This window comes from Chitinolyticbacter albus, from assembly GCF_024437655.1.
In the GTDB taxonomy this organism is placed as follows: domain Bacteria; phylum Pseudomonadota; class Gammaproteobacteria; order Burkholderiales; family Chitinibacteraceae; genus Chitinolyticbacter; species Chitinolyticbacter albus.
Genome location: NZ_JANBVF010000035.1, coordinates 1 through 22,787, shown reverse-complemented (window position 1 = coordinate 22,787; position 22,787 = coordinate 1). Strand labels below are relative to the sequence as shown.

Below are 22,787 nucleotides of genomic sequence, written 5' to 3'. Positions count from 1 at the left end.
CTGCTTATTTGAAGAGTTTCAGCGTCACCGGGTATTTGGAGCGCCAGCCATTGATGGCCTTGGCCGCTTCCCACAGCGCGAACAGGGTCGAGCCGATGGCGACCCACCACAGTGGAATGGCCGAATGGGTCACGCCGGAGATAATCATTGCGACCACGTAAAAGCATCCCATCAGCAACTGGAAGTTGCTCGCCTGCACCGCGTGCTGCTCGACGAACTCCGAATGCACGCGCGCGAACTGCAACGTGAGGAACGGGATCAGTAGTGCAAGGGGTTGCATGGGCATCAACGGGAACCAACACAGGCCAGCCAGGTGTGCCAGCACGGCAAAACCTTTCTCGGCCTGACTCGGCGGACGTGGCTTGCCGTCGTCGTCATCGCCGGCGGGCTTGGGATTGAGCGTCAGCATCAGCGGATCCGCTCGATCTGCGCGCCGACACCGGCGAGTTTGGCCTCAATGTGCTCGTAGCCGCGATCGAGGTGATAGATGCGATCGACCATGGTTACGCCGTCGGCGATCAGCCCGGCAATCACCAGGCAGGCCGATGCGCGCAGGTCGGTGGCCATCACCGTGGCACCGGAGAGCTTTTCCACACCGGTGACGACGGCATTGTGGCCGTCGACCTTGATGTTGGCGCCCATGCGCGCCAGTTCCGGCGCGTGCATAAAGCGGTTCTCGAAAATGGTTTCGGTGATCACCGCCGTGCCTTCGGCCACGGCGTTGAGCAACGTGAACTGCGCCTGCATGTCGGTCGGGAACGCCGGGTATTCCAGCGTGCGGATATCGACTGCCTTGGGGCGCGATTTCATGTCGAGCGCGATCCAGTCGTCGCCAGCCTCGATATGCGCACCAGCTTCGACCAGCTTGTCGAGCACGGCGCCCAGGATGTCGGCGCGCGTGTTGCGGCAGACGATGCGCCCGCGCGCGGCAGCTGCGGCGACGAGGAAAGTACCGGTTTCGATGCGGTCAGGCACGATGGCGTGCGTTGCGCCGTGCAACTCCTTCACGCCTTCGATGGTGATGGTGTCGCTGCCATGGCCGCTGATCTTCGCGCCCATCTTGATCAGGCATTCGGCCAGATCAACCACTTCCGGTTCGCGCGCGGCATTCTCCAGCACGGTGGTGCCTTCGGCCAGTACCGCCGCCATCAAGAGATTCTCGGTGCCGGTCACCGTGATCATGTCCGAGCGGAAACGCGCTCCACGGAGCTTGCCGCGCGCCTTCACATAGCCGTGCTCGATCACGATCTCGGCACCCATCGCCTGCAGGCCCTTGATGTGCTGGTCGACCGGTCGCGCGCCGATGGCGCAGCCGCCGGGCAAGGACACCTGCGCTTCGCCAAAGCGCGCCAGCGTCGGGCCCAGCACCAGGATGGACGCACGCATGGTCTTTACCAGCTCGTACGGCGCGACCGTGCTGGTGATGTGATTGGCGGTGATCTCGTATTCGTGGACGTTGTCGGTCATCACCCGCACGCCCATGCCCTGCAGCAATTTCTGCGTGGTCTTCACGTCCGCCAGCTGCGGCACATTGGTCAGGCGCAGCGTATCGGCCGTCAACAGGCCGGCGCACAGGATGGGCAGGGCGGCGTTCTTGGCGCCGGAAATGGTGATGTCGCCAGCAAGCGGTGCGCCGCCGGTGATTCTGAGCTTGTCCATCGCAATCTTTCTTTCAAATCAAGGCCCGCGCTACGCGGCGGGCTGCACGCGCCCGCGGGGCGGGCAATGGCCGGCATTATCGCGCGTAAGCGAGATGCCGTGGGGCTTCGTTCAGAAGAATTTGACGCAGGCCCAGACCAGCAGCGCGATCACGATCGGCAGGTTGGCGAGTGCCGCCAGCCGCGCGACGCTGCGCCGGTTCTCGGGGGAGCGCGCGGCAAGCTTGGCGGCCTCGATCCGGGCCCGCTCGGCCTCGATGGCGGCGAGGCCGTAACGCTCGCTGTCCCTCACGACTGCGCTTCCGCCGGCGTGCGGGTGCCACGCAGGCTGAGTGCGTGCAGTTCGCCCGAGTCGAAATGGTCCTTGAGCCTGTCCTTCACCAGACGGTGACGATCCAAAAGCTTGAGGCCTTCGAAGGCCGAGGAGACGATGGTGGCGTAGAAGTGGCTGCCATCCCCCTCGACGTCCACGTAAGTACAGGGCAGCGCCGCTTCGATCAGCGCCTTGACGCGTTCAGTTTGCATAAAAATCAGTGCCTTATCTTGTAGCCGGATTTTATCAGCCCGTACGCCCAACCGGCCAGCAGCAGGAAAAAGCCTGAGACCACGAGCAGCGAGAACCACGGATTGACGTCGCCCTGGCCAAAGAAGCCATAGCGAAAGCCATCGATCATGTAGAACACCGGGTTGAAGCGCGAGACCGATTGCCAGAAGGCCGGCAGGCTGTGGATCGAGTAGAACACGCCGGAGAGGAAGGTGAGCGGCATGATGAGGAAGTTCTGGAACGCGGCCAGCTGGTCGAACTTCTCGGCCCAGATGCCCGCCACGAGGCCCAGCACCGCCATCACGCCGCAGCCTAGCAACGCGAACACCAGTATCCACAGCGGATGAGCGATGGGCGGCACCGCAAACCATAGCGTCACCGAGAGCACGCCAACGCCGACGATCAGCCCGCGCACCACGGCCGCCAGCACATAGGCGGCGAAGAATTCGAAGTACGACAGCGGCGGCAGCAGGATAAAAACGAGGTTGCCGGTGATCTTGGACTGGATCAGGCTGGAGCTGGTGTTGGAGAACGCGTTCTGCAACATGCTCATCATCGCAAGGCCGGGAATCAAAAAGGCGGTGTAACGCACCCCCGGATACGGCTCTACATGCGCATCGAGCACATGGGCAAAGATCAGCAGGTACAACAGGCCCGTGAGCACCGGCGCTGCCACGGTCTGGAACGCCACCTTCCAGAAGCGCAGCAACTCCTTGATGAACAGCGTATAGAAACCCGTCATGCCGCACCCCGCATCGTCTCGACGAAGATATCCTCGAGATCGGGCTTGCTGACGTCGATATCGCGGATCGACAGACCACAGGCCTGCACCGCCAGCAGGATGCCGGGCAGCGCATCCGGATCGGCAAGCTTCAACTCGAAGCCGTCGTCGCGCTCGGCGACCAGCAGGTGCTGCAGCGTCTCGGGCAGTCGGGCGGGCTTAAGGCGCAGGAAAACGCTGCGTGCCTTGTTGCGCTTCATTAGCGTGGCCTTGTCCTCCAGCGCGATCAGCCGGCCTTGCTTGAGCATGGCGATACGGTTGCAGAGCGCCTCGGCCTCTTCCAGGTAATGCGTGGTCAAGACGATGGTATGGCCCGCTTCATTCAGCTTCTGGATGAAGGCCCACAGCGTCTGTCGCAATTCGACGTCGACACCGGCGGTGGGCTCGTCGAGCACGATCACCGGCGGGCGGTGCACCAGTGCCTGCGCCACCATCACCCGGCGCTTCATGCCGCCCGAGAGCTGGCGCATATTGCTGTGCGCCTTGGCGGTCAGGCCAAGGTTGGCCAGTATTTCATCGATCCAGTCGTCATTGCGCTTGATACCGAAGTAGCCGGACTGGAACTGCAGCGTTTCGCGCACGGTGAAAAAGGGATCGAACACCAGTTCCTGCGGCACGATACCGACAGCGTGGCGCGCTGGGCGGTAATCGGCGCTCACGTCGTGGCCCATCACCGTCACGCTGCCTGAGCTGGCCTGCGCGAGGCCGCCGAGTATGGAAATCAGCGTGGTCTTGCCCGCGCCATTGGGACCCAGCAGCGCGAAGAAATCGCCCTGCTCGACAGCAAAGCTCACGCCCGAGAGCGCTTCGAACTCGCCGTAGCGCTTCACCACCCGGTCGAAGACGATGGCGCTCATTGCACCTCCAGCGTACCGTCTTCTTCCTCGGAGCCGATGCTGAAGCGCGCGCCGCCACCGGTTTCCGGCATGGCGGACACGCTGCTCGACGCATCGTCGGCCAAGGGCGCCGAGGCGGCGTCGCTCACAGGAGCCGCCACATCGGTCGGGCCAGGATCGAAGCTGCCTTCGGCGTCGTCCGGCTCACCCAGGGGCAGTGGATACGGCGGATAGCCGTCGTGGATCTTGTTCCAGCGCCGTTGCAGGTAGCCGTCGCGCAGATAGGCATACTCGTCCGGTTGCGTGGAGAGCAGCCCGTCCAGGGGTAGGATTTCGGAGCGCGCGTCGACGATCCACAGGCTGTAGTAACCCACGTCCCACGCCGCGCTCTGGATGAAGTCGAGTGGCCCCATGAAATAGCGACCGATGGGCTCGGCCGAATCACGCAGCGTCACCGGCCCGTAGAACGGCACCATCAGGTAGGGCCCGCTCGGCACGCCGTAGAACCCCAGCACCTGACCGAAATCCTCGTCGCTCTTTTGCATGCCAAGGTCGGTACCCCAGTCGATCACGCCACCGAGGCCCGCTGTGGTGTTAACCAGCACCCGGCTGAAGCTATGCACGGCCTTGGTAGCCTTGAACTGCGCAGCAGAGGCGAAGACGTCGAAGAAATCGTCGATATTGCCGAAGAAGTTCTTCACGCCGGTCTGCACCGGCTGCGGCACGTTCTCGACGTACGAGCGCGTGATCGGCAGCAGGATCTTCTTGTCCAGATCGCGGTTCACCGCATAGACGGCGCGGTTCATCGGTTCCAGTGGATCGTAGCTGTTCTGCGGCGTGGCACAGCCTGCCAACAGCAGCGCGCCCAGCAGGGCGAGCAGCCTCTTCATGGTCTTGCCTCCCCGAACGGCAGCAATGCGTCCACGGCGTAGAGCTTCGCGAGCTGCAGCAAGGCCGCTGGCGCACCGGCGATGGTGAGCCGGGTACCGGCAGCATGGGCCTGACGCTGCCAGGCCAGCAACAGCGCCACTGCGGCGGAATCGACGCGCGTCACGCCGGCAAGATCCAGCGTCAGCGCGTCGCCGGCAAAGGCAAGCTCGCCCAGGCGCTGCGCCGCCGTGGCCAGCGTCAGCTCACCGGTGAGGGCAAGGCGGGCAGTCACTTGGCGGCGGTTCCGTTCTTCAGCGCATTGTTGCGATCGGCCAGCTGTTTGATCAGGCCATCGACTCCATCCTTGCGGATCACCGCGCCGAACTGGTTGCGGTTGTTGACGATGAAGCTGATGCCGTCAACCGAGATGTCGTACACCTTCCAGCCGCTATTGCCCTTCTGGAAACTGAAATCAACGGGAATCACTTTCTGGCCCGGCAGCGAGACCTCGGAGCGCACGCTCTGCTCGTTGTCGCTCTGGCCGGGGCGGGCACCCTTCACGTCGACCTGCGCGTTCTTATAGACGGTGAGCGCCGACAGATAGGTGCGGACCAGCATGGTGCGGAATTCGCGGGTCAGCGCCTGTTGCTGCTCGGGTGTCGCGCTCTTCCAGTAGCGGCCGACGGCGAGCGCAGTCATGCGGGTGTAGTCGGCCAGCGGCGAGACGCGCGCATCGACCATGTCGCGCACCTTGAGCGGGTCCTTCTCGTTCTGCTTGATGATGGCGAGCACATCGTCGCTGACCTTGCGCGTGATCTGTTCCGGGGTGTCGACCGCGGCCAGTGCCGTCAGCGACATCAGGCCCATGACCAGACCCATCAACCATTGCTTCATTGCGTATGCTCCTTTGCTTGTTCGCCCGCCGTTTCAGCCTTCGAAAACAGGAAGCGGCTGATCAGCTGCTCCAGCACGATGGCCGACGACGTGATCGTGATCCGATCGCCTTGCTTGAGATTGTGTTCGTCAGCACCCGGTTCAAGGCCGATGTACTGCTCGCCGAGCAGGCCCGAGGTGAGAATCTCGGCACTGCTGTCGCGGCTGAAGTGGTAGTGGTTGTCGAGCGCCAGCGTCGCGCGCGCCACGTAGCGCTCCGGATCGAGCTCGATACGCGTCACGCGGCCGACGACCACGCCAGCGCTCTTGACCGGCGCGCGCACCTTGAGGCTGCCGATGTTCTCGAACTCCGCCGTGATGGTGTAGCTGCTGGACGCCGGCTGCGTGCTCTGGCTACTGACCTTCAGCGCCAGGAACAGCAAGGCGGCTGCACCCGCCACCGCAAACAGCCCCACCCAGAAGTCGATCATTCCACGTTTCATTGCCATTATTCCAAGTGAATGTTCACGCGCCGCGGAACATGAAGGCGGTGAGCACGAAATCGAGCGCCAGAATCACGAGTGCGCTCGTGACCACGGTCCGTGTCGTCGCGTGCGAGACGCCCTCAGCAGTCGGCGCCGCGTCAAAGCCCTCGAATACGGCGATCAGGCTGACGGCGATGCCGAAGAAGGCGCTCTTGATTACGCCATTCAACACGTCCAGCCGGAAATCGACCTGCGACTGCATCTGGTTCCAGAAGCTGCCGGCGTCGAGCCCCAACAACTGCACGCCGATCAAATAGCCACCGAAGATGCCCATGGCGCTAAACATGGCAGCCAGGAGCGGCATCGAGATCACCCCGCCCCAGAACTTGGGCGCAACGACGCGGGCGATCGGGTTGACCGCCATCATTTCCATCGCCGCCAGTTGCTCGGTTGCCTTCATCAGGCCGATCTCGGCGGTGATGGCGGAGCCCGCACGACTGGCGAACAGCAGCGCACCAACCACGGGGCCCAGCTCGCGCACCAAGGAGAGCGCCACCAGGATGCCCAGCGACGACGAAGCGCCAAAACGCACCAGCGTGTCGTAGCCCTGCAACGCCAGCACCATGCCGACAAACAGGCCGGACACGCCGATGATCAGCACCGACAGCACGCCGGCGAACCAGATCTCGCGCAGGGTCAGCGAAAAGCGCAGCAAGGACGTCGGCGTATGCCGCAATACCGCGACGAAGAAACGACAGGCAAAGCCGAACTTGACGATGGCGTCGGTCAGCGGCGCACCGACGCGCGAGAAGAATCGAACGACAACGTTAGCCACGCGCCACTCCCAGTTCCAGCGCATAGTCGGCTGCCGGCTTGTGGAACGGCACCGGGCCATCCTTCTCGCCACGGATGAACTGCCGCACGAACGGGTCTTCGGACGCCTTGACCGCCTCCGGCGTGCCTTCGGCAATCATGCGCCCGCCGGCGAGGAAATAGACGTAATCGACGATGGCGAGCGACTCGGCCACATCGTGCGTCACCACGATGGACGCCGCGCCGAGCGCATCATTCAGCTCGCGGATCAGGCTGCCTATGGTGGTGAGCGAAATCGGATCGAGACCGGTGAACGGCTCGTCGTACAACATCACCTGCGGATCGAGCGCAATCGCGCGCGCCAAGGCCACGCGCCGCGCCATGCCGCCCGACAGCTCATTCGGCATCAACTGCGCCGCGCCGCGCAGGCCGACGGCCTGCAGCTTCATCAACACCAGGTCGCGCACCAGCGCTTCGGGCAGGTTGGTGCGTTCGCGCAAGGGGAAGGCGACATTGTCGAACACCGAGAGATCGGTGAACAGCGCGCCGAACTGGAACAGCAAGCCAAGCTTCTTGCGACGCTCATAGAGCGCTGCCTCACCCAGCCCGCCCATGTCTTCGCCATCGACCCAGACCGTGCCGGCGCTGGCCCGCAACTGCCCGCCGATCATGCGCAGCAACGTGGTCTTGCCCGAGCCGGAGCCGCCCATGACGGCAACAACCTGACCCCGCGCGACAGATAGCGACACATCGGATATTACCGGCGCGTCGCCGTAAGCAAAGCGCACCTGGTCGAACTGGACTAGGGCATCGGACATGAAATTAGACTGAAGAGTACAAACGCGCATTCTAACGATCGCGGCCCGCCAAGGCCAGTACCCCCACCGCGCAAATGCAGCCCTGCAAAATCAACCGTCAGTCGCCTCATTACCAGCATGTCTGCCAGTCGTGACTATACAGAATTCGAACAGGCAATTTCTTACTAATAACACAAGCAAATGCAGTAGTTCATGGCAGTTTTACTCTAGAATGCGGCGCGAAAATTTATGAACAAGAAATATGCTTGTCAGCTTGTATTGGTTTTTCTCGCCACGCTGCTCACCGGCTGTGCCGCCGGCACCGTTCTCGAAGTTGCGCCGCATCGGCATGTGATGGCCGCCAAACCGGTGGCCGGCTCCATCCCCAAGCCCATGCTTTCCGCGCCGCCACTCCCCAAGCCAACGGCCACCGCCCCGCAGGAAACCTATAGCGTCGTTGCGCATCAGCTGTCAGTGAACAGCCTGTTGTTTGCACTGGCGCGCGATGCCCGTATCAATCTCGACGTCCACCCCGGCATCACCGGCGAAGTGACGCTCAACGCGCTCGACCAGACGCTGCCTCAGATCCTCAACCGCATCGCCCGACAGGTGAACCTGCGCTGGTCGCTGGAAACCGGCGTGCTGACGGTGATGCCCGATACGCCCTATCTCAAGGTGTATCACGTCGACTACCTGAATCTGGCCCGCGACATGCGATCCAGCGTCACGCTGGCCAACTCGGTCGCCGGCACCGGCAGCAATCCGGGTAGCGGCAGCGGCAACAGCTCGAATACCCGGATCGAAGGCAGCAGCGAACACCGGTTCTGGCAACGGCTGCAAGCCAATATCGAAGCCTTGCTGGAAGCGCCGGTGACACCCGCAGCGCCACCCGCGGCCGATGCAGCGAAAGCTGCAGCTGGCGCGCCCCCACCCACGACGCCGACCACCGTCTCCCCAGGCGGCACACTTGTGATCGTCCATCCGGAAACCGGCACGCTGACGGTACGGGCCTCCGAGCGCAATCACGCGCGCGTCGCCGACTACCTCGCTTCGGTCGAGGCGGGCGCTCGCCGCCAGGTGATGATCGAGGCGACCATCGTCGAGGTGATGCTGTCCGACCAGTATCAGGCCGGCGTCGACTGGAGTCGGCTGACCGATGGCAACGCCGGCCTCAGCATCGGCACCAGCTTCACCGGGGGCAACCTCGCGCAATCGCCATTCAGCGTGTTCAGCTACACCGATGTCGACGGTGTGTTCGGTGGCACCTTCAATCTCACGGTGCGGCTACTGGAACAGTTCGGTCGCACCCGGGTGCTGTCCAGCCCGCGTGTGATCGCGCTTAACAACCAGACCGCTTTGTTATGTGGAGTAACTAGACACTAATATTTGATGGCCAAAAATACCGCTTCTGCACCGGGAGGCGGCATTTTTTTCGTTTGATATTTAGTTTGTCTGGAGTCTTTTCACTACTAATATGAGTCCAGCTAACAATCTATTCGGCCAACAACAGATTGAACAAAGCACAGCTGTAAAGCACGCCCCGCAAATCCTCGAAGTGCCGCCCGATGTGTCGCTGCGTCAAGTGGCCCTGAGCTCGTTGCTGACTCAAATTCTGGAAGGCATGGCATGACCCATACCGTCGTGCACTACAAGGTCGCACGCGACAACACCGGAATTCATGAGGAAATTCCAGTCATCCTGACCGAGTTCGGCCCACTGCATCCGCTGATTCGTTACATCCTCAATCATCGGCACATGCTCTCGAAGAGCAATACCACCAAACTGGTGCAGGCGGTGGGGCTCCTGGTCGATTACATGGAGGCCAACCATCAGGCCTTCGACAACCCGGATGATCTGTTCAATACCTTCGTGCAGCGCCTCTACAGCGGCACGGTGGGTGTCGATGGCGTCGACCCCAGCGGCCTGTACTGGGATGCACGCAGCGCGCCGGTGGTGCGCATACTGGTGTACCACCTCTCCAAGTTCAGCGACTGGATGGCGCAAGAGCACGTCGTCAAGCCACTCAATCCGTGGCGGCAAGCTACACGGGCCGAGGAACAACTGGCGTGGGCAGCGTGGCAACACAAAAAGAGTCGTTCCTTCCTGGGGCACACCCTGAACGTTGACGTGGCGGCACTCAAAGTTAGCCAGGCCCGTAGCGTCCTGCTCAAGCGAAACCCCGTCATCGATCACGAGCCGGTCAAGTTCTTCCCCGCGGAGCGCATGGTCGATCTGCTGTTCAAGGGCTTCATCGTGCCGGGCAAGCAGAAGAGCCCGCGCATCGAGGAGCGGTTGAACCTGCGCGACATCCTGATCACGATGTTGATGCACTACGGCGGGCTACGCGTGAGCGAGCCCTCCCACATCTTCGTGCACGACGTGATTCCCGACGACACCGCCCCCGGAGAGGCGCTAGTCAAGGTCTATCACCCAAGTCACGGGCAAGCGCCGGGCGATCTACGCGATGCCAAGGGCAAGCCAGTGGCCTGTGACCGTGCCACCTACCTGCGCAACAAGCACGGGCTGCTACCAAGGACGGATTACAAGAGTTCACACACACTGCATGCCGGCTGGAAGGGTAATGCGCTCGACAGCAAGCAGCACTTCATGCATGTGCATTGGGCGCCACGCTGGGCGGGGGAACTGTTCTGGAAGCTGTGGGTGTTCTACATGGCGCAACGAGATCAACTCAACCCTGACCACCCGTATGCCTTCGTCACCCGCGAAGGCAAGCCCTACAGCATCGATGCCTTCGAGGACGCCCATGCCAAGGCGGTGAAGCGCATCGGACTGGTGCCGGCCAAGGCGCTCGGCACCACACCGCATGGTCACCGTCATGCCTATGGCCAGCGGCTGTCAGATCTGGGACTTGATGCGATCTTCCTGAAGAAGGCGCTGCACCACAAGTCGCTCGAATCACAGGCCGTCTACATCGAGCCGGATCGCGTGAAGCTCAACCGGGCCATTGATGCCGCTATGGCCCGTTCAGAAAAGTCCAACGATGGCGCGGCGCTGCCACCTCCCGACTTCCTCGCCTACGGCTTCAAGGACGTTGACCCGCTCGGCCTGTTCTCTGGCCCCAACCCTAGACTATTGAGGAGAAACTGATGCGGAAGAGACGAAAGGCCGTCGCAAAATTCGACCCCGACTTCCGTTTTCTGCTTGATCTTGATCCGGCCCTGGAAGGCTGGCGGGCGTGGGCGGCGGAGTATTGGGCGGGCATATCCAAGAAATCCAACCAAATGCAATCCGCCCTATCCGCCTTCCTTGTGACCTACCTTCATGGGCAGGGGCTGCATAGCCTGTCGCCCGAGGCATTCTTCGCAAGGGATCGAGCCCTGCCAGCACTCGATGCGGCACTGAGGTTGGGTTTGCTCAACAACAAAAGTTCCAACAATAAACACGACTCCGTCAGCGACTTCCTCGATTGGATTCTCCGTCAAAAGCTCGCCCAAGCTGATGCAGACGGCCACCGTGTGGTGCCGCCGCACCTCGCCAATCCCTTCCCGAGAAGGCAAATCAAGCAGCACGGCAAGATTTCTGACCTCAGCTTCGCCCATGTGCTGCAATTCGATCCGAAGCTTGAGGACTGGCGTAGCCTCGCCGCGGAATGGCTACAGGATCAGAAAAGCGCCGTCGCTCTGCGTCGCAACTCCCTCGACAGGTTCCTGATCCACTACATCCACCATCAGAACCTGGAACGCAACTTTGGGCGCTTTCTGTTACGCGAGACCGAGAAGCCGGACTTCGCCCAGGTGCTCGTCGGCGCCAAACAACAGGGCACGCAGACGCTTCAAGCGGCCGATGTGGGCTTTTGCAACTGTGCCGCCGACTTCCTCGATTGGGTGTTGGCGACCAAGCTGGGTGATCCCGATACTGGTGAATGGGATCGATCGCGGTTCCATAACCCCATCCAGCGGCGAACGAACTCCGGTCTGGTCACCAACACCCAATCGAACAAGGCCGCGCTCTCGATCCGCTACATCCGCGAGCTGCGTGGCATGCTGGCCGAGGGGCTTCACTTTGGCGACTGGGCCTGGGCTCAGCAGGCAATTGAAGAAAAAAACTACGGCGGCGACTGGTTCGTGGTCGATCCAAAGCTCATCAACGCCAACGACCCGGACTGCGTAGCGCGGCAGCGTGCTGCCACTAGGACTGAAATACAAATTAAGGGCTATCCCGCTGAAGTGTGGGAGCTGTGGTCGCCAGCGCGTGCGGTAGCGCTGTATATCAAGCTGCAACTGCCGCTGCGCACCTCCCAGGTTCGTATGCTGGACTCGGGTGAGGCGGACACCTGGCGCTACATCCATGCACCCGGCGGCGGCGGCTTCGTGCTCAACCATGGCCCACTGGCCACCGGCGGCGAGAAACGCCCCTACCAGCGCGGGGTGTTTCATCGCAGCGCGAATGAGAAAGAGGCAGGCTTTTACATCAACACCAACAAGACCGCCGATATCAACAAAGCTGAGAACGAAAAGGGGTATGTCATCCCTTGGGCCAACGACGAGGTGCTGTACTGGCTGGAAAAGCTGCGCAACTGGCAAGAGCGCTACAACCCGATTGCCGTGCCGACACCTTGGACAGCGTTGAAAACCCGGCACTTTGGCACCACGCCACCCCATCCAGAGGTACTGGCGCAACGCGGTGCGGCCTGTTTTCTGTTTCGTGGTCCGACGGATAGCGAGGGCGACAAACCGCTTACCCATATGGCGCTGCAGCCAATTTGGTACAAGTTGCTGGCGCGGCTGGAACAGCACTGCGCAGATCGGGGCGAGACTTTGGACGACGGCACGCCGCTGCGCTTTGTCAATCCAGACTCCGATACAGTAACCGCCTTCCCCCTGCACGCCCTGCGCGTCTCGCTGATCTCCTACTTCATCCTCGACCTCAAGCTCCCGATCGCCGTGGTGTCCAAGATGATCGCCGGCCACGCGAACATCATCATGACGCTCTACTACACCAAGTTCGGCAAGGCCTATATGCGGGAGGTGTTAAGCGAGGCGGAGAAGAACGAACTGGAAGCCGAGCAAACCAATCACCGTCGCTTCCTTCAGGACGCGACCTTCGAACAGGTGAGCCAGCGCCTCGCCTATGTCTCCGATGATGCGGTGCGCACGGCCATTGCCAACAAAGGCGCGGTTGCCGCTTTTGTTTTCGATGACAAAGGCATTTGCCCCAATGGCGCGACGCTGTGCGATGTGGGCGGAGAAAAGGTCAACGACAGCAAAAAGGAGCCAGTCTACGCCCCCGTGCCCGGCTTCCCGCAGGAGCGCAACTGCGTCTGCTGCCGATTCTTCCTGACCGGCCCCGCCTTCCTGCCGGGCCTGATCGCGCATTTCAACACGGTCTCCGAAAAGACCCACCGCCAGAGCGAGCGCTACAGCACCTTGCAGGACAAGCTGACCTTCCTGGAGGACCAGCAACGCGAGGCCGAACGGGAGAACCAGCCCTTTCTACGGTTACGCGAACTCGATCAGTTAAACAAGTACGTCGAGGCCGAGGCGCTGATCCTCAACAAATACATAAACGACCTGCAGGCCACGCATCACCTGGTTCAGCGCTCGATTCAGATCGCCAGGGACAAGAACACGGACGGCGTGAAACTCGTTGCCAAGGGGAGTATGACTGACCTTGAGGTGGGTTTCATCGAGTCGCAATCGGTCCTGCACCAACTGGAAGTTGTCTGTGAGAATGCGGTGATCTACCCCGACATCGATGCTGGCTTTGCCACCATCCGGCGGACGCAGATCCTCGATGCCATGCTGCGCTACAACGGCATGGACCCCGTGCTGATGTACCTCGACCAGGAGGAGCAGTTGCTGGTCGGCAATGCCGTGATGCAGCTTATCCAGGCGCGCACCGGCTCGATCCAGGGTGCGCTGCCCTATGCCGAATGCCGGCTCAAACTCAAGGAAATCGGCCTTCTCAAAGATCAGGTGCTCAACGAAATCGCCCAGGTCAAGGCCCAGATGCTGATTGATCATGCCAAATCCAAGCGGATGCTTACCTCGCCCAAGGAGGATTCCAGTGACGATGCATCCTGACGACCTGCTGGACCAGCTCAAGAAAACCGCTACGCCGCGCAAGCAGAAGACCCTCGACCTGATCTACGAGGTCTGCAGGGAACAGTACGAGCGCCGCAGCCGCGACTTCTCCGTGGCAACCATCGCCCGCATTGCGGAGGACCGGGGCGGCCCCAGCAAGGGCGCGATCCACAACAAGACGGGTGATGATTACAAGGGGCTGATCAAAGCCTGGGCCGAGCATACAGGGGGCGTCACCCGCAAGGTGCGCCAGGTCAGCGAGAACCCCTACGCAGCGCTGATCGACAAAATCGAGAATCCGGCGCTGCGTTCGATGATGAATGGCATTCTGGCCGAGAACAGGCAGATGCGCCGGGAAATCACACTGCTCAAGGCCGAAGGGAACCGGGTGATCGACATGCGCCCAAGAGGAGTCGAGTCGCGAGAGACAGTGCAGATACTTCCCGCATCGATGGGCCTCTATCCCTCCGAGGTTGAGGCGTTGCGCCACGCCATCAGTGATCGCTTACTACAGGATGAAGGCTGGACGACGGACGCTGAGGGGCGCGTCCGCAACGAGGCCGGTCGGGTGATCTTCAAGCCTGGGTATGTCACGGCAATCCGAAAGATCATCGGCGACGGTGAGGCATCCGGGAGCATTGGCGAAACAGATCGGTGCTAGCGAGAACGGGCTTGATGCAATGGAGTCTGAACGAGCGGAAGGCGCAGTTACAGATGAGTACCGAACGGATGAACGTGGATTCGCACCGACATGACCACCTGCTCTGATCACTTGTGACCACCTCGCGGTTCACTCATGAGCAGGCGATGGGTTAACTGATCATCATCTTTTTGACTGCAACTCGGCCAAAGTGCCCAGTCATTTACATGCGTAGAATGGCTACTATCGGCCAAAAGCAGAAGTTAGACGGGGTGGGCCGGATCTGCCGCTCCTCGGCCTAGGTCATTTGTGTGCGCGCCGCCTCTCCGCTGCATGAATGCACAGGTTGTCGGCCTCGTCCGCCGTTGGGATTTCGTCCGAAAGACAAGTAAGAACTAGTCACCACGATTTACCATCAATCCTAAAATCCTCCGCAACAGACGCCCCATGAACGAACTCCTTCTGCGCCAGCCTTCACTGCCCGACGTCTGCCCCGTGATGGCAGCCGTGGGAGAGCTCGCGCACGCTGGCGGCATTGAAGAACGCGGCGCGATCTTTACGCGCCGTGAGGTAGTTGAATTCATTCTCGATCTAGTCGGCTACACGATCGACCAGCCCCTGCACAAGTTGTCCCTCCTCGAGCCTTCATTTGGTGATGGGGACTTTCTGCTGCCCGTCATCGACCGTCTGCTGTGCGCCTGGAAGGCGCATGGCAAGACAACGCACCCGCTTGAAACGCTCGGAGGCTGTATCCGCGCAGTCGAGCTCCACCGCGACACGTTCAGCCACACCCGTGCCGCCGTCGTCGCTAGGATTGCTGACGCCGGCATCGCTGTGAGCGTGGCAAGCGCAATTGCCGATGCGTGGCTGCTGCACGGGGATTTCCTGCTAACGCCTCTCCCCGATGCGTTCGATATGGTGATCGGAAACCCACCTTATGTCCGTCAAGAGATGATTCCGGCGGCGCTCCTGGCGGAGTACCGCAGCCGTTACACGACTATGTATGACCGGGCGGATCTCTACATCCCATTCATCGAACGTTCGCTGGGTCTTCTGAAGAAGGGCGGCGCGCTCGGCTTCATCTGCGCAGACCGTTGGATGAAGAACCGCTATGGCGGGCCGCTACGCGCACTCGTCGACAAGGGATATCACCTGAAGGTGCACGTGGATATGACGGACACTCCGGCCTTTCACGTGGAGGTCACTGCCTATCCCGCGATTACTGTCATCACGCGGGAAAAGTCCGGTGTCACGCGCCTTGCGCATCGACCCGCGATCGACCGCGCGGCACTGACCAACCTCGCTGGCCTTCTCACGGCGAAGAAGTTGCCAAAGGACCACGGAGAGGTGCGTGAGCTCGCGGGCGTGACGGCGGGCTCCGAACCCTGGCTTTTGGAGTCGCCTGACCAGCTTGCCATCGTTCGTCGCCTGGAGCGCGACTTTCCCGCCATCGAAGAGGCCGGATGCAAGGTTGGTATCGGCGTCGCGACGGGTGCTGACCGAGCATTCATCGGTCAATTTAACGCTTTGGACGTCGAGGACGATCGCAAAGAGCCGCTGGTAATGACGCGAGACATCATGAGCGGCACGGTTGAATGGCGCGGCTATGGCGTCATCAACCCCTTCGCCACTGGCGGCGGGCTTGTTGATCTCGCCGACTACCCGCGCCTCAAGCGCTATCTGGAGGCACACAAGGAAGAGATCGCAGCTCGCCATTGCGCGAAGAAGACTCCGGTCAACTGGTATCGCACAATTGACCGCATCACGCCCTCGCTGACCAGGAAACCGAAACTGCTGGTCCCGGACATCAAGGGTGAATCGCACATCGTCTATGAGGACGGCAGACTCTATCCTCATCACAATCTGTATTTCATCACGTCCGATGAATGGGACCTGCGCTCACTGCAGGCCGTGTTGCTCTCGGCCATTGCCCGCCTGTTCATAGCAACTTACTCGACGAAGATGCGCGGCGGTTTTCTGCGTTTTCAGGCGCAATACCTGCGGCGCATCCGTGTGCCGCGCTGGAAGGATGTTCCCGCCAATCTTCGCCGCGAGTTGAAGACAGCAGCGGAGATGCAGGACCTCGCTGCCTGCAATCGCGCCGCGTTCAAGCTCTATGGACTGACCGCAGAGGAAAAAGCCGCCCTCGGGGGATCCGTTGACCAGCAAGATTGATATCAACACGCGTTTGCAGGATGCCGTCCAAAGCTATTGGGACGTCAGAGCCAAGAACAAGCAGAAGCAGGTTGAGTCCGGCAAGATCGACGCGGGTACGCGCGGCGAGGTAACCGGCGGGACGCAAATTGGGGCGCTCGAGGTCCTCATTGCAGACATCCTCTGCGAAGCAGGCCTGAAGCGCATCGACGTGCGGATCCGAACGGCCCTGGAGCTGCCCGGCCATTCCGCTCGACCAAGAAGTGGGACCTCATTGTTGTCTCCGAGGGGCAACTGGTCCTCGCGATGGACTTCAAGTCGCACGCTGGCAAGTCGATCAGAACAACTTCAACAACCGCGTTGAAGAGGCGCTTGGCAGCGCCCAAGACATCTGGACGGCCTTCCGGGAAAATCGATTTGATAAAAGCGTACCTGCACCGTTCCTTGGCTATCTGAACAACTAGACAAAGCAGCTTTACAAGAAAATGGTGAAGAAGAATGGCACTTGATTTGGTCGATTACGAACGCAAGGCACAGGAAGCGGTCATGGCGTTCTGGGGCAACAGAGAAAAGGCAAAGCAGAAGCAGATTGAGTCGGGGAGGTCCGACCAAGGCGAGCGGGCCGGCGTGACCAGTGGCAAGAACATGGACGGGTTCGTCTCGCTGATCATCGACATTATCAAGGCGAACGGCCTTGCTCACGCAAAGATCTATCAGGAACGTGCCGTCCTGACGTTACCCGGATACTTCCGCCCCACGAAGCTCTGGGATTTGCTGGTCGTGGACAAGGGCGAGCTGATTGCCGCCATCGAACTGAAGAGCCAGGTTGGCCCCTCCTTTGGCAATAACTTCAACAACCGCACTGAGGAAGCCATCGGCACGGCACACGACCTCTGGACCGCGTATCGTGAAGAGGCCTTTGGAAAGCAGCCGAAGCCCTTTGTCGGCTGGATGATGCTGGTGGAGGACGAAACGGCATCACGCCGTCCGGTTCGCGACGCCTCCCCACATTTTCCGGTTTTTAAGGAGTTTCAGGGAGCGTCGTACCAGCAGCGCTACGACATCCTCTGCCAGCGCCTGATCAAAGAACAGCTTTACACCACGGCGGCGCTCATGACATCGCCGCGCAGCGGCGCTACGACGGGCGAGTACAACGGGTTGTCCGACATGACGAGCTTCAAGACCTTCGTGACGTCACTGGCAGGTCACGCTGCGGCGCAGGCAGCTCGGCTAGAATAATCATCGTCGGGCCGCCACTGATGAAACATCTTGGACAGTCTACTCACGTCACCTGATGTCGCAGGCTCAACAACTACAGCCCTGTCCGGTTTGCCGCCATGGTGGACGCTGGCATTACGCGTTTGGCGTTTCGGGGCCCGCAGGGGATTGGGAAGACCGAATATCTCACCCAGGACTTGCTGCCGGCCGCTGCGGAAAGAGGTTTGGCAACGTTGGCGTTGTCCTGTTCGGAGCATCCAGACCATCCTCACCAAGCGCTCATCGCGGCATTGGGGGCAGCACTTCTGGGCCAGAGTCACTCCCTCACCGGAGAGCCAGTCGCGGTGGTGGGGCTGAGATTGGCTGGCGCCAACTCCAGCAAGTCCTACTTGATGTGTGAGGTGTCGCCGCTGGCTCCGGATTCCGGTCAATTCGACCACTCGCACCGGTCGAATTTGACCAGTTTCAGTCAAATGCCGCCGCTGGTGATCGCCATTGGTTGCCGCCCAGGTCCGCCGGTCATTTGAGCGACGGTTGGTGAGGCTATCGGCCAAAGCGGCCAATCATCATGTCAGCACCAGATGGCCGCTTTCGACCCACTCCTGCCGCTTACTTCGTGATGACCAATGCCCGCTTTGCAGAGGTAGCGGGCGACCACGCTCGGTCGTCCTACGCACCGTCTAGGCTGCATACCTAACATCGCGGCGCATGCCGGTGTTAGCTACGTCATCGTAAAGGTTTTCACTCCGGCCTTTGCAAGAAGCCGATACAGCGGCGCAATCAAGTTGCGGGCGCCGCGCAAGGAGCAATAGGTGAAGGCAACCCTCTGCTTTGCGCGACTGAAGGCCACGAAGAAGCATGACGTCGCTTCGTCCACGTCTTGCTTGTAGCTCCACCACGCTTCGTCATCAAGCCCGATTAAGAGCACAGTGTGAAACTCCAGGCCCTTGCTCTTGTGAAGGGTCATTAAGGGCACAGAGTCTCTCCCTTCATAGGTGGAAAGCGCCTCAACCCAACTCGTCGTTCCCGCAGAACTGGAAAAGAGGTGCGCGGCTATGCCGTCCTCGACGGTGCTAAACCAATTACCCTGCGCATAGGAGGGATGCCACGCGACGATGCGATCCTCCCCCAAGAAGTCGATCACGGCGGCCACCACGACCTCGGCGTCGTTCTTGGAAGACGGTGGCTTGGGATACCGAGCTGCGAGATCTGTCGCAAAGTCGTCAAGGGCGCGCGACAGCTTCTCGCGGGAGGTACTGGTCAGGTCGTGAATGCTGTGGAGGTCCAGATAAGCTCGCAGCGATAGTGTCCAAGCTGTTGCTGCATCGACGCCGGCCGCAAGCTTCAGAATCTGGATGACGAGTTGCGACACCTCCTCAGTCAACAGCTCCTGCAGCATCAACCCAGGGGCGGCGTAGCCTGATTCATTACGCAGCTTGATGCCATAGCTGGCAAAGCTGGGAACGAGCGCCTTGGCATAGTTGTCGGCGAGCTGGCGCACCAGGAGGCAGTAGTCGCGAGGCTGCGTCGTCAAATTTTCCACCTCGTTGGCGATGAAGGACGCGATGTAGTCCGCCTCTGCCTTGATACTTGGGAAATCCAGTACTGCGCAGCAGTCGCCATTGATCGAGGTTGCTCGTTTCGACACTGGAGCGACCGCTTTGACATCCAGGGCCTGAGCAAGAACATGCTGGATGCGAACAAGCTCCGGCGACGAACGATAGTTGTTTGCAAGCAACGTGCGCATCGCCCCGAAATCCGCTTCGAAGGCCTTGAACGGATCTTTCATGGCCAGGGCGAAGCGCATGATCTGCTGTTTGTTGTCTCCCACTGCTGTGAGTACCGCATTGCTTCCCAGGAAGATGGTCCGCATCAGGTCGTACTGGACCTGAGTGGTGTCCTGGAACTCATCCAGGAACACGTGCGAATAGGTCAGGCAAAGTGCCGCCCTCGCCATTGGATTTAGCCGTACGATGAGCTCTACAAGGCGCCCGATCATTGGAAACGTGAGGCTGCTCGGTGACTTTAGCTTTCTGCGCCAGAACTCTCGCGCCGCCCACTCACCCGGCGAAGCGATTGCCCCATCGACCTCCGGCAGCGGTCGTGCGACCACCCAGTCGCGTTCGAAGAACTCAGCGGCGAGATTCTCAATGTCCGCTGCACTACCAACGCGGCCGGGCGCAGTCCGTACCAGCCTTAGATGGTTTCCCCAGTCCTTGGTTTTAAGCATCAAGATTTCGTAGTCCGGACTCGGCCTCCAACAATCCGGAAGTGCCTGTCCAAATCGGTCGAGGAGGCTCTTCGCAAAGGCGTCGAACGTCATCGAATCAAAGCGGGCTGCCTGATCCGGCTGGCAGCGCTCGGCTACGCGCTCTGCCAGGTTGCGCGCGGCGTCGCGCTTGAAGCTGATGGCCAGGATTCGCCGCGGCGACGCACAGTGCCCGGTCTGCAGTAGGAAAGCTGCCCTTTGCGCCAGCAGCTCAGTCTTCCCCGCGCCAGGACCCGCGATCACCGAGTGGTGATCAGTCGACCGGACCACGGTGAGCGCGTTGGCCTCCAGTTGCTCTATGCCGACAGGCAGCCACAGATCCTCGGCAACGCGGCGAGGTGGCAGGCTCATCTCAGATCAGCCTACTTAGGGTGGAATCCACATGCTTCAGCAGGCGCTTGAGCGCGTCTGGCATCTTCAATGCAAGGTCGGCATTTTCGATGTAGGTCAATGCGCGCAAATGGGTGGCCGGCTTGCTATGCGTTAGGAAGTGGTAGCGGTAGTTCGCCATGTGGCTCAAGAAAGGGGCGCGCGCTTTGGTATATGCCTTGTCACCCATTCCCCCTGTGCCAAGGACGACCTCGGCTGCGGCCTCATTGGTCATCCTCGGGCCGGTACCGTCGATCACCTTTTCGTAAGCGGCTGGAAATGCGGCGAGCATTGCCAGGTCCAGGTCGAGCGGGCTGGAGAAGAACACGTTGCTTTTAGTCTCTAGATGGGTCACCCATCCATCAAGGTGAGAGAGGTCCACCCAAGTGTGCATGCCCTCAAATTCTGCATTGGTCAAAGGCTTGCCGCTTTCGGTCATCAGCAGCTCTCCAGGATCGCTGCCGAGTTCAATGAGGTTCGCGAACGCGGTTTTCAGCCGGCCAAAGCCGCCACCATTGCGGCCCAGATCGAGATCTAGCAGCGTCACGTAGGGAATACCCAATCCTGAAAGCAGACGCCAGAAATGCGTCACATGTCGACCACCCAAAGGTGCGATGGCCACGAAGGAGGGATCAAGCGGCAAGTTGAGCCCCTCGGCGAGCTTAGGCAGGACGATGCGCTCGGAGTCGCCCTCAACCAGAATCACCATGCGCGCGAAATAGAGCTCTGGGAAAGCCAGCATCGCGCTACGCACGAATTTGACGGCCTCGGTTCCGTCCGCAGGCATGGGTATGACCTGGACCTTCGAGGCGCCGCGGGCCAGTCGGCAGTACCGGACGCTTTCCGGCGGGACGCGGCTCACGACTGACGGCGAGTGGCTGCTGACGATGGCCTGCGCGGGCGAATCCGTCACGAGCTTGCGCAGCTGCTGGAGGATGCGCGACAAGTAATAGGGTGACAGGTGGTTTTCTGGCTCTTCGATGGCGAAGAGCGTCAGGACGGGCGCGCTGAGCTCCTCGCGGAGGAAGCCCTTGACCTTGCCATTCGCCGCGTCGCGCTCCAGCTCGAAGACCGACGCAGCGAGGGCGAAATAAAACAGCGATCGCTGGCCGTCGCTCAACGCGTCGATGCCCCGGTCTTCCCCGGCCGGTCCGTGCCGAAAGACGACGCCGATGCGGCTGACGACGTCCTCGAAGCGGCGGCTGATCAAGCTCAAGCCAGGCGCCTTGTCGATGTCACCGTCGTGCAGTTCCTCCCAGCGGGCCTTCAGAGAGGCGGCGATGGCCTGGATCGCGCCTTCGCCCTCGAAGGCCTTGGCTAGGGCCTCACTGGCCTTGTCGATTGCCTTCTCGGTTCCCTTGGACCATTCAATGGCCTTGAGCAGGCGTGCAGCGAGAGCGCCCGTCGTGGCGCGGATCTGAGCCTGCGCGTCGCGGTTTGCCGGGGTGTAGTAGACCCGGATTAAGCCACGGTCGGGTGCGACCACCGGTATCTTTTGCTCGTCCTTGATTGCTGTGTCGAGCGTAGAGATCCAGAACAGCTCTTGCGTGACGCTGCCTTCGGCCGTGCCATCGTCATCCCAGCGGGCCTCCAAGCGCATGCGGCATGCCGGGATACTGCCCGGCGTCGCGATCTGCAATCTTCGAAACACCGGCGCCACGGAAGCCGCCGTCGCGGAGCCGTCGGCTAGTTCGGGCAAGCGCAGTACGACATCGATGGACAGTTGCTTGGTCTTGTCCTCGGCAGCGCTACCCTTAGGCAGATGGAAGTCCTGCGGCGTGACCGTCCGCTCAGCGTTGGTCGCCCCGTACATGCGGATGAGTCCCTGCAGGAGTGCAGTTTTGCCAGCGCCGTTCGGGCCTACTACGGCGGTTAACTGCGGATTTAGTGACACAGCGACAGGCTCCGCAGCGAAGCAGCGGAAGCCCGAAAAGGTCATGCTCTCGATGTACATGCATTCCTCCCTGAACGCATTCAAGTGGGGGTAATCACCAGTGCAAAAATGGTTGCTCACAAGTGAGCAGATTGCTGTACCCCACCTGCATAAGCTGCCTGATTCCAATCGGGATAGCGTTTCCGGTTTGGGTCATAACAGTGCCGACACCAGGTGCCGGCCAGTGCCCGTTGCGCCAGCAACTGCATTGTTCGTCCAGACTGCACTGCGCTTGCGCAGCATGCTGCTGCAGCCGAATGAACAGGAGCACGTGCTCGAGATTGAGATGGCGTGACATGGGCATAGCAGTGTGGTGAACAAGGTCCTGGCCACACACTTCGCCAGACCGGGAGTTCCTACCGTTTATCGTGGTTGGTCGAATGCTGGCGCACCTGGGTTAGGCGAACAGCATGATGCTTGATAGCATGCCTGTTCTCTGACAGCTAGTGTCGGCAAAGGCATGGATATTCATCAGCTATTGGCTTCGTTCGCGGCGGCCTTCA

20 protein-coding genes and 1 pseudogene are annotated in these 22,787 nt (G+C 60.9%); 7 read left to right on the top strand and 14 right to left on the bottom strand.

The features are described from left to right. Positions 1-4: 4 nt before the first annotated feature. From NLI84_RS16120 to NLI84_RS16065, 12 genes are all read right to left on the bottom strand, one after another. Positions 5-409 carry a DUF4870 domain-containing protein gene (locus tag NLI84_RS16120; protein WP_255991701.1) on the bottom strand — a complete coding sequence of 135 codons (405 nt, stop codon included), beginning with the start codon at positions 407-409 and terminating at the stop codon, positions 5-7. Next, on the bottom strand, positions 409-1,659 hold the full coding sequence (gene murA, locus NLI84_RS16115; RefSeq protein WP_255991700.1) for a UDP-N-acetylglucosamine 1-carboxyvinyltransferase: 1,251 nt from the start codon (positions 1,657-1,659) through the stop codon (positions 409-411). The genes NLI84_RS16120 and murA overlap by 1 nt, the downstream gene beginning before the upstream one ends. 111 nt (positions 1,660-1,770) lie before the next feature. Continuing rightward, positions 1,771-1,950, bottom strand: a complete 180-nt coding sequence (locus tag NLI84_RS16110) for a hypothetical protein (protein WP_255991699.1) — start codon at positions 1,948-1,950, stop codon at positions 1,771-1,773. Next, a complete protein-coding gene (locus NLI84_RS16105) occupies positions 1,947-2,183 on the bottom strand; it encodes a BolA family protein (protein WP_255991698.1) in 237 nt (78 codons plus the stop codon). The genes NLI84_RS16110 and NLI84_RS16105 overlap by 4 nt, the downstream gene beginning before the upstream one ends. Positions 2,184-2,188: 5 nt before the next feature. Beyond that, positions 2,189-2,944 (bottom strand): ABC transporter permease, encoded by a 756-nt coding sequence (locus NLI84_RS16100; RefSeq protein WP_255991697.1) that lies wholly within the window; start codon positions 2,942-2,944, stop codon positions 2,189-2,191. Further along, positions 2,941-3,840 carry an ABC transporter ATP-binding protein gene (locus NLI84_RS16095; protein ID WP_255991696.1) on the bottom strand — a complete coding sequence of 300 codons (900 nt, stop codon included), beginning with the start codon at positions 3,838-3,840 and terminating at the stop codon, positions 2,941-2,943. Before NLI84_RS16095 ends, NLI84_RS16100 begins: the two co-directional genes overlap by 4 nt. Further along, positions 3,837-4,709 carry an MlaA family lipoprotein gene (locus NLI84_RS16090; protein ID WP_255991695.1) on the bottom strand — a complete coding sequence of 291 codons (873 nt, stop codon included), beginning with the start codon at positions 4,707-4,709 and terminating at the stop codon, positions 3,837-3,839. The genes NLI84_RS16095 and NLI84_RS16090 overlap by 4 nt, the downstream gene beginning before the upstream one ends. Beyond that, entirely contained in the window at positions 4,706-4,981 is a 276-nt protein-coding gene (locus NLI84_RS16085) for an STAS domain-containing protein (RefSeq protein ID WP_255991694.1), read from the bottom strand. Before NLI84_RS16085 ends, NLI84_RS16090 begins: the two co-directional genes overlap by 4 nt. Continuing rightward, a complete protein-coding gene (locus tag NLI84_RS16080; RefSeq protein ID WP_255991693.1) occupies positions 4,978-5,583 on the bottom strand; it encodes an MlaC/ttg2D family ABC transporter substrate-binding protein in 606 nt (201 codons plus the stop codon). Before NLI84_RS16080 ends, NLI84_RS16085 begins: the two co-directional genes overlap by 4 nt. Then, positions 5,580-6,065: an outer membrane lipid asymmetry maintenance protein MlaD gene (gene mlaD / locus NLI84_RS16075; protein WP_255991692.1), complete on the bottom strand. Its 486-nt coding sequence runs from the start codon at positions 6,063-6,065 to the stop codon at positions 5,580-5,582. Before mlaD ends, NLI84_RS16080 begins: the two co-directional genes overlap by 4 nt. A 22-nt stretch (positions 6,066-6,087) precedes the next feature. Next, complete coding sequence (gene mlaE / locus NLI84_RS16070) at positions 6,088-6,882, bottom strand: lipid asymmetry maintenance ABC transporter permease subunit MlaE (protein WP_255991691.1); 795 nt, start codon at positions 6,880-6,882, stop codon at positions 6,088-6,090. Then, positions 6,875-7,678: an ABC transporter ATP-binding protein gene (locus NLI84_RS16065; RefSeq protein WP_255991690.1), complete on the bottom strand. Its 804-nt coding sequence runs from the start codon at positions 7,676-7,678 to the stop codon at positions 6,875-6,877. Before NLI84_RS16065 ends, mlaE begins: the two co-directional genes overlap by 8 nt. A gap of 228 nt (positions 7,679-7,906) precedes the next feature. Here NLI84_RS16065 and NLI84_RS16060 point away from each other — a divergent pair, with 228 nt between their 5' ends. The 7 genes and pseudogenes from NLI84_RS16060 (at position 7,907) to NLI84_RS16030 (ending at position 17,734) form a co-directional block, all read left to right on the top strand. Continuing rightward, on the top strand, positions 7,907-9,040 hold the full coding sequence (locus NLI84_RS16060) for a secretin N-terminal domain-containing protein (protein WP_255991689.1): 1,134 nt from the start codon (positions 7,907-7,909) through the stop codon (positions 9,038-9,040). A gap of 243 nt (positions 9,041-9,283) precedes the next feature. Beyond that, on the top strand, positions 9,284-10,765 hold the full coding sequence (gene gmtY / locus NLI84_RS16055) for a gamma-mobile-trio recombinase GmtY (RefSeq protein WP_255991688.1): 1,482 nt from the start codon (positions 9,284-9,286) through the stop codon (positions 10,763-10,765). After that, on the top strand, positions 10,765-13,701 hold the full coding sequence (gmtZ, locus tag NLI84_RS16050) for a gamma-mobile-trio integrase GmtZ (RefSeq protein WP_255991687.1): 2,937 nt from the start codon (positions 10,765-10,767) through the stop codon (positions 13,699-13,701). Before gmtY ends, gmtZ begins: the two co-directional genes overlap by 1 nt. Continuing rightward, positions 13,691-14,362 (top strand): gamma-mobile-trio protein GmtX, encoded by a 672-nt coding sequence (gmtX, locus tag NLI84_RS16045; RefSeq protein WP_255991736.1) that lies wholly within the window; start codon positions 13,691-13,693, stop codon positions 14,360-14,362. Before gmtZ ends, gmtX begins: the two co-directional genes overlap by 11 nt. 426 nt (positions 14,363-14,788) lie before the next feature. Beyond that, on the top strand, positions 14,789-16,516 hold the full coding sequence (locus NLI84_RS16040) for an Eco57I restriction-modification methylase domain-containing protein (protein WP_255991686.1): 1,728 nt from the start codon (positions 14,789-14,791) through the stop codon (positions 16,514-16,516). Then, a pseudogene (locus NLI84_RS16035) lies at positions 16,500-16,959 on the top strand (PaeR7I family type II restriction endonuclease). The gene NLI84_RS16040 and the pseudogene NLI84_RS16035 overlap by 17 nt, the downstream one beginning before the upstream one ends. A gap of 34 nt (positions 16,960-16,993) precedes the next feature. Continuing rightward, positions 16,994-17,734 (top strand): PaeR7I family type II restriction endonuclease, encoded by a 741-nt coding sequence (locus NLI84_RS16030; protein ID WP_255991684.1) that lies wholly within the window; start codon positions 16,994-16,996, stop codon positions 17,732-17,734. A gap of 700 nt (positions 17,735-18,434) precedes the next feature. Here the strand turns inward: NLI84_RS16030 and NLI84_RS16025 are convergent. Both NLI84_RS16025 and NLI84_RS16020 read right to left on the bottom strand, forming a co-directional pair. Beyond that, positions 18,435-20,333: a UvrD-helicase domain-containing protein gene (locus tag NLI84_RS16025; RefSeq protein WP_255991683.1), complete on the bottom strand. Its 1,899-nt coding sequence runs from the start codon at positions 20,331-20,333 to the stop codon at positions 18,435-18,437. A gap of 1 nt (position 20,334) precedes the next feature. Continuing rightward, the gene (locus tag NLI84_RS16020; RefSeq protein ID WP_255991682.1) at positions 20,335-22,305 is read right to left on the bottom strand and encodes an ATP-dependent nuclease; all 1,971 of its coding nucleotides are present in this window, start codon (positions 22,303-22,305) and stop codon (positions 20,335-20,337) included. Between the last annotated feature and the right edge of the window lie 482 nt (positions 22,306-22,787).

Excerpts from the sequence above, each read along its gene's own strand:
- NLI84_RS16020 (WP_255991682.1), bottom strand. The coding sequence starts at position 22,305 with ATGTACATCGAGAGCATGACCTTTTCGGGCTTCCGCTGCTTCGCTGCG.
- NLI84_RS16090 (WP_255991695.1), bottom strand. The coding sequence starts at position 4,709 with ATGAAGAGGCTGCTCGCCCTGCTGGGCGCGCTGCTGTTGGCAGGCTGT.
- NLI84_RS16040 (WP_255991686.1), top strand. The coding sequence starts at position 14,789 with ATGAACGAACTCCTTCTGCGCCAGCCTTCACTGCCCGACGTCTGCCCC.
- NLI84_RS16105 (WP_255991698.1), bottom strand. The coding sequence starts at position 2,183 with ATGCAAACTGAACGCGTCAAGGCGCTGATCGAAGCGGCGCTGCCCTGT.
- NLI84_RS16120 (WP_255991701.1), bottom strand. The coding sequence starts at position 409 with ATGCTGACGCTCAATCCCAAGCCCGCCGGCGATGACGACGACGGCAAG.
- NLI84_RS16095 (WP_255991696.1), bottom strand. The coding sequence starts at position 3,840 with ATGAGCGCCATCGTCTTCGACCGGGTGGTGAAGCGCTACGGCGAGTTC.
- murA (WP_255991700.1), bottom strand. The coding sequence starts at position 1,659 with ATGGACAAGCTCAGAATCACCGGCGGCGCACCGCTTGCTGGCGACATC.
- NLI84_RS16065 (WP_255991690.1), bottom strand. The coding sequence starts at position 7,678 with ATGTCCGATGCCCTAGTCCAGTTCGACCAGGTGCGCTTTGCTTACGGC.
- mlaD (WP_255991692.1), bottom strand. The coding sequence starts at position 6,065 with ATGAAACGTGGAATGATCGACTTCTGGGTGGGGCTGTTTGCGGTGGCG.
- NLI84_RS16080 (WP_255991693.1), bottom strand. The coding sequence starts at position 5,583 with ATGAAGCAATGGTTGATGGGTCTGGTCATGGGCCTGATGTCGCTGACG.
- NLI84_RS16060 (WP_255991689.1), top strand. The coding sequence starts at position 7,907 with ATGAACAAGAAATATGCTTGTCAGCTTGTATTGGTTTTTCTCGCCACG.
- NLI84_RS16025 (WP_255991683.1), bottom strand. The coding sequence starts at position 20,333 with ATGAGCCTGCCACCTCGCCGCGTTGCCGAGGATCTGTGGCTGCCTGTC.
- NLI84_RS16030 (WP_255991684.1), top strand. The coding sequence starts at position 16,994 with ATGGCACTTGATTTGGTCGATTACGAACGCAAGGCACAGGAAGCGGTC.
- gmtY (WP_255991688.1), top strand. The coding sequence starts at position 9,284 with ATGACCCATACCGTCGTGCACTACAAGGTCGCACGCGACAACACCGGA.
- NLI84_RS16100 (WP_255991697.1), bottom strand. The coding sequence starts at position 2,944 with ATGACGGGTTTCTATACGCTGTTCATCAAGGAGTTGCTGCGCTTCTGG.
- gmtX (WP_255991736.1), top strand. The coding sequence starts at position 13,691 with ATGCATCCTGACGACCTGCTGGACCAGCTCAAGAAAACCGCTACGCCG.
- gmtZ (WP_255991687.1), top strand. The coding sequence starts at position 10,765 with ATGCGGAAGAGACGAAAGGCCGTCGCAAAATTCGACCCCGACTTCCGT.